Raw genomic sequence first — 3000 nt, forward strand, 5'->3', positions numbered from 1 at the left:
GGTGGCGAAGGCGGGACGGCAGAGCAGCGTGACCTGGGCGCCGGCCTCAGCGAAGCGGGCGCCGATCCACTGCCCGATGGCCCCCGCGCCGAACACCAGAACGCGCGGCGCGCCGCCCATCAAGCCAAAGCTCCCGGACGGCGCGCGCGAGATGACGAAGGCATGGGGTGGGGGTCAGTTCACGCGCTTCAGGTACTCACCCGTGCGCGTGTCGATCTGCAGCACGTCGCCCTCGTTGATGAAGAGCGGCACGTTGATGACCGCACCGGTCTCGAGGGTGGCGGGCTTCGACGCGCCCGTGGCGGTGTCGCCCTTGAAGCCGGGCTCGGTGACCGTGACCTTGAGGTCGACGAAGTTCGGCAGGTCGATGCCGATGGGGGTGTCGTTGTGGAGCAGCACGCTCACCTCGGTGGAGTCTTTCATCCACTTGGTGCCCTCGCCGATGAACTGCTTGTCGAGGGTGATCTGCTCGTAGTTCTCGTTGTCCATGAACGTGTAGTCGTCGCCAGAGCTGTACAGGAACTGCATCGGGCGGCGCTCGACCACGGCGCGCATGACCTTCTCACCGCCGCGGAACGTCTTCTCGAGGCTGTATCCGGTCTTGATGTTCTTGAGCTTGGAACGAACGAACGCAGCGCCCTTGCCCGGCTTGACGTGCTGGAAGTCGACCACGGTGTAGAGGTTGCCCTCGAGCTCGATGGTGATGCCGGTGCGGAAGTCGTTTACACTGAACATGCGTGGCCTCTCGGCGTTCGCCTCGGCTCCGCGGAGCGCGGATCGGGCGAGCGCGAATGATGTGGTGTGGAGGCAACGTGATTCTTGAAAGTCTTCGTGGTTCCTGCCACATTCCCGAGGGGCGGAAGACGCGGACAATCAGGGCGCCGGACCTCTTTACCAGCGCCGCCGGTGTCGGTATACTGCTAGTGGAAACAAGGAGGAACCTCACGTATGGCTATGGGCAACATCAGCGGCGCCTCGACGGCGATGGCCACCAAGGCGCAGATGGTCGGCTTCGTTCCCCGCGACTCCATCAAGGAGGTCAAGAAGCAGGAGGAACAGACCAACACCATACGCGAGCTCGAGCAGCAAGACACCTCCAACAGCGGCGCCAAGACCGGCAAGGATCCGCGCGGTCCCCAGGGTCAGGCCCAGGCGCAGGTGCAGACGCCCGACCAGAAGGTCCGCCAGCGTCAGATCAGCACCCCGCAGCAGCACTCGGCGCCCGCCACCGAAGAGCAGACCGAGTCGAAGGGCGCACAGCAGCCGCAAGAGCAGGCGCCAGAGGCGGGTCGCCAGGCTCCCCGCGGCCAGGTGGCCTTCGACACCTCGGCCCAGATCCAGTGGCGCTTCAATCGTGCCCAGACCGAGCAGACCAACGGCAGCGGCGGAACGCAGTCGCAGCCAGAGATGCAGAAGCGCCAGTTCCTCAAGAACCTGCAGTCGATGGTGAAGAACGAGTACCAGCAGTTCGTCAAGTCAGACGATGCTCTCTACTCCCGTCGCAATCTCCGCGAGATCATGTCTGCCCTCAATCAAGACGACCCGTACAGCAAGAAGCTGAGCCGCGATACCGACTCTCGCTTCGCCGAGAACGAGCCGGCGGGCGAGCTCGAGGGCTACAACAAGTTCAATGCCATGCGCGCAACGCGCAGCCTGCAGGTGGTGCTCAGCCACCAGCAAGAGCAGCAGGAGTCGGCGCTGCAGCTGGTGGCGTAACGCGCCAACCGCAGTCGCAGGCACGAGGGCCGGCAATGCTGCCGGTCCTTTCGTTTTGTGTGGGGCGCGAGGGTCAGATCGTCTCGATGCCTTCGAGCAGCGCTTCGGCGCGTTGCTGGGTGGCCTGCGCCTGGGCCGGCGTGAAGCGCGAGAGGCCGCGCATCATGGGCTGCATGCGCATGTTCTTGCGAAAGCCTTCCTCGTTGCGCACGAGGAAGCTCCAGAAGAGGCTGTTGAACGGGCAGGCGTTGTCGGTGTCGCGAGCCTTCACGTCGTAGGCGCAGCCCGTGCAGAAGTCGCTCATGCGCTTGATGTAGGCCCCCGCCGAGACGTACGGCTTGGTCGCGGTGAGGCCGCCGTCGGCGTGCAGCCCCATGCCGAACACGTTGGGTACCATCACCCACTCGTAGGCGTCGATGAACATCGACATGAACCAGCGGTTCACCTCGACCGGGTCGAGCCCCGCCAGCACGCTGAAGCTGCTGAGTATCATGAGGCGCTCGATGTGGTGGTTCCAGCCCGTGCGCAGGGTTCGCTCGATGACCGTGCGCAGGCAGCGCATGCGGGTGTTGCCGGTCCAGAACCACGTGGGCAGGGGGCGCTGTGCGTCGAGATGGTTCATGCCCTGCATCTTCTCGCCCAGACGCCAGTACTGCCACCATATGTACTCGCGCCAGCCCATCACCTGACGAATGAACCCCTCCGCGCTGCTCAGCGGCACCTTCCCCTCGCGATAAAGCCGCTCGGTGGCCGTCACCAGCGGCATGGGCGCGAGAAGGCCGATGTTGATGTAGGGCGAGAGCTTCGAGTGGAAGAGCACGTCGTCGCGCTCGGTCATGGCGTCTTCGTAGGGTCCGAAGAGCGCCAGGCGATGGCGCACGAAGTCTTCGAACGCCCCTTGCGCCTCTTCTGCGGTGACCGCCAGATCGAAGCCGTCGACGCTGCCCACGCCGGGCATCTCGGCGACCTCGCGCATCACCTGTTCGGTGATGGCGTCCGGCGCGAACGACACGGGCAGCGGGATGCGCGTGCCCTTGGGGAGCGGGTTGCGGTTCTCCTCGTCGTAGTTCCACCTGCCGCCCACGGGCTCACCCGTCTCGGTGAGGAGCACGCCGAAGTGGGTGCGCATGCGGCGGTAGAAGTGCTCGAAGAGGTAGCGGCGTGACGGGTCGGGGTCGGGGTGCGGATCGTACTGCCCGCAGAGGAACTGGGTGTTCGGCAGAACCTCGAAGCCGCGTCGCGCCTGCAGGGCGCGGGCGCCGCGACCGCTGGCCGCCATGGTGA

4 protein-coding genes are annotated in these 3000 nt (G+C 65.4%); 1 reads left to right on the plus strand and 3 read right to left on the minus strand.

What is annotated here, in order from left to right:
- Both EB084_22775 and efp read right to left on the minus strand, forming a co-directional pair.
- On the minus strand, positions 1-120 hold a 120-nt coding region (locus tag EB084_22775), incomplete at its 3' end, for a hypothetical protein (protein ID NDD31090.1).
- A gap of 54 nt (positions 121-174) precedes the next feature.
- On the minus strand, positions 175-735 hold the full coding sequence (gene efp / locus EB084_22780; GenBank protein NDD31091.1) for an elongation factor P: 561 nt from the start codon (positions 733-735) through the stop codon (positions 175-177).
- A gap of 219 nt (positions 736-954) precedes the next feature.
- Here efp and EB084_22785 point away from each other — a divergent pair, with 219 nt between their 5' ends.
- Positions 955-1716, plus strand: coding sequence for a hypothetical protein (locus EB084_22785; protein ID NDD31092.1), 762 nt, complete (start codon positions 955-957; stop codon positions 1714-1716).
- A 73-nt stretch (positions 1717-1789) separates the two neighbouring features.
- Here the strand turns inward: EB084_22785 and EB084_22790 are convergent, their stop codons facing one another.
- A complete protein-coding gene (locus EB084_22790) occupies positions 1790-2995 on the minus strand; it encodes a cryptochrome/photolyase family protein (GenBank protein NDD31093.1) in 1206 nt (401 codons plus the stop codon).
- Positions 2996-3000 lie beyond the last annotated feature (5 nt).

The organism is Pseudomonadota bacterium (assembly GCA_010028905.1).
GTDB lineage: Bacteria > Vulcanimicrobiota > Xenobia > RGZZ01 > RGZZ01 > RGZZ01.

Coding starts and splice junctions, on each gene's coding strand:
- EB084_22785 (NDD31092.1), top strand. CDS start 955: ATGGGCAACATCAGCGGCGCCTCGACGGCGATGGCCACCAAGGCGCAG.
- efp (NDD31091.1), bottom strand. CDS start 735: ATGTTCAGTGTAAACGACTTCCGCACCGGCATCACCATCGAGCTCGAG.
- EB084_22790 (NDD31093.1), bottom strand. CDS start 2,995: ATGGCGGCCAGCGGTCGCGGCGCCCGCGCCCTGCAGGCGCGACGCGGC.